The 1,565-nt window shown below is 39.2% G+C and carries 1 protein-coding gene and 1 pseudogene; both read right to left on the bottom strand.

Annotated elements, in window-relative coordinates:
• Positions 1-90 precede the first annotated feature (90 nt).
• The gene (locus FKN93_RS17290; protein WP_170905754.1) at positions 91-1,041 is read right to left on the bottom strand and encodes a hypothetical protein; all 951 of its coding nucleotides are present in this window, start codon (positions 1,039-1,041) and stop codon (positions 91-93) included.
• A 433-nt stretch (positions 1,042-1,474) separates the two neighbouring features.
• Positions 1,475-1,565: pseudogene (locus FKN93_RS18160) on the bottom strand (RNA-directed DNA polymerase); the annotation flags it as partial.

Genomic DNA, 1,565 nt, shown 5'->3' on the forward strand with positions numbered 1-1,565 from the left:
GGAAGTTCTACGCAGGTCAGACTACGAAATTACAACGTTAGAGCTGCTCGAAGCAGGGGCAGAGCTTACACGGCAACTTCACCAATATGGTTATGCGCTGGGTGATTTATGAGGGGATCCTTCAGCGTTCTGGTTCGGATTTTCTTTAAACGCTGGGAAATAAGGAATTTCTCCATCTTTAGCTTTACGATCGCTTTCAACAAATAGACGACGCCGCTGATTCTCTCTTGATGCTTCTTGAGACTCTTTACCACCAGCTACATTTAACTGGTTTGGCTGCATATTAACTCGCTCATAAGCAAGTACCATATTTTGCCTAAATGAGCCAAAGTCAAAACTAAAAGTGCGAGTGACACGCATATCTTGCTTGCCATCTTCCAATGGATTAACGTCTTTAGGGAGTGTAATTAACATTCCTTCATGACGCTCTAGGGTGCGGCTAAAGTCTAAACGGCGATCATCCCCTTCACCAACGTAGTCAGTTTCATGCACTTGCAGTGTGGTTACCCGAGGAGTAAACCCTGAATCAATAACATCAAATTCAGTAATATAATTACTTGGTACACCTCGGTTAGCTAATCGAGTCATACCAAAGTATTCTTGAATATGAGCCTCAAGACAAATTTCTTGACCAACTTCAGGCAATGGATCTAGCTGTCTTGTGTTCATACGAACAAAAACACCATCAGACCCTTTTCTATCTAATGCGTATTTGTCTTGCAAGAAAATACCACGCCAGTCTGTTTCGCCTTTGGAAATATGCGCAACTACACCTGTCACCTTATACGGCTGAGAACTCCAAAATCCATCATTCACATAAGGGGAACGGCCCTCTTCTCCCTGAATTTGACGAATAGTTAATTCTATAGCCGTCGAGAGACTGCATACTCCATTATATTGATTGACACCTTTAACAATACTGCTTGAGTAGGTATTACCATCGATATTATAAGAATTTAGAGTATTAGCCCAAATCGAACTATTGGCAGTCATAGCCAATATCATTACCGACAAACTGAATGTTTTACAATTACTATGCATATTTTAGATATTCCTTAACTGCTCGCCTTAGTTAAAACAATAACTATCCAAACAATTCCATTTCCTTAGAGCACATATTAACCACCCCCAAGTGAGATTAATCACAACAGCTTGTAATATTAACTCAATCAATGTTTTATTTTTGTGACAAAAAACACGATAGAGTAAAAACTCAAGTTGCAAATAAATAATTGACAAAAAATAAACAAATAAAATACATGTGGTTAAAATATCATTATCATCATTAACGCTAAAGAGCACTTGACAAAGATTTTAATCCGCTCTCATAACCAAGCGATTTCGTGACTATTAGCAAACGTTTGCCATTAATTAGATTGGTTTTTATCAAGAAAAAAATCAAAAAAGAGAGTTTGCTTCAATAAACAACACGAAGTGCAATCGAGTAGGAGGCGGGATCACTCCCGCCGTCCTCTCACACCACCGTACAAGCGTGGATCGCATACGGCGGTTCCGAATAGATTTTCAATGTTTCATACCCTTCCAACAATGAGTATAACCCCAAC

Source organism: Vibrio sp. A8-1, assembly GCF_013048685.1.
GTDB lineage: Bacteria > Pseudomonadota > Gammaproteobacteria > Enterobacterales > Vibrionaceae > Vibrio > Vibrio metschnikovii.

What these genes read in the sequence shown, in the direction of transcription:
- FKN93_RS17290 (WP_170905754.1), bottom strand. Translation starts at nt 1,041, where the DNA reads ATGCATAGTAATTGTAAAACATTCAGTTTGTCGGTAATGATATTGGCT.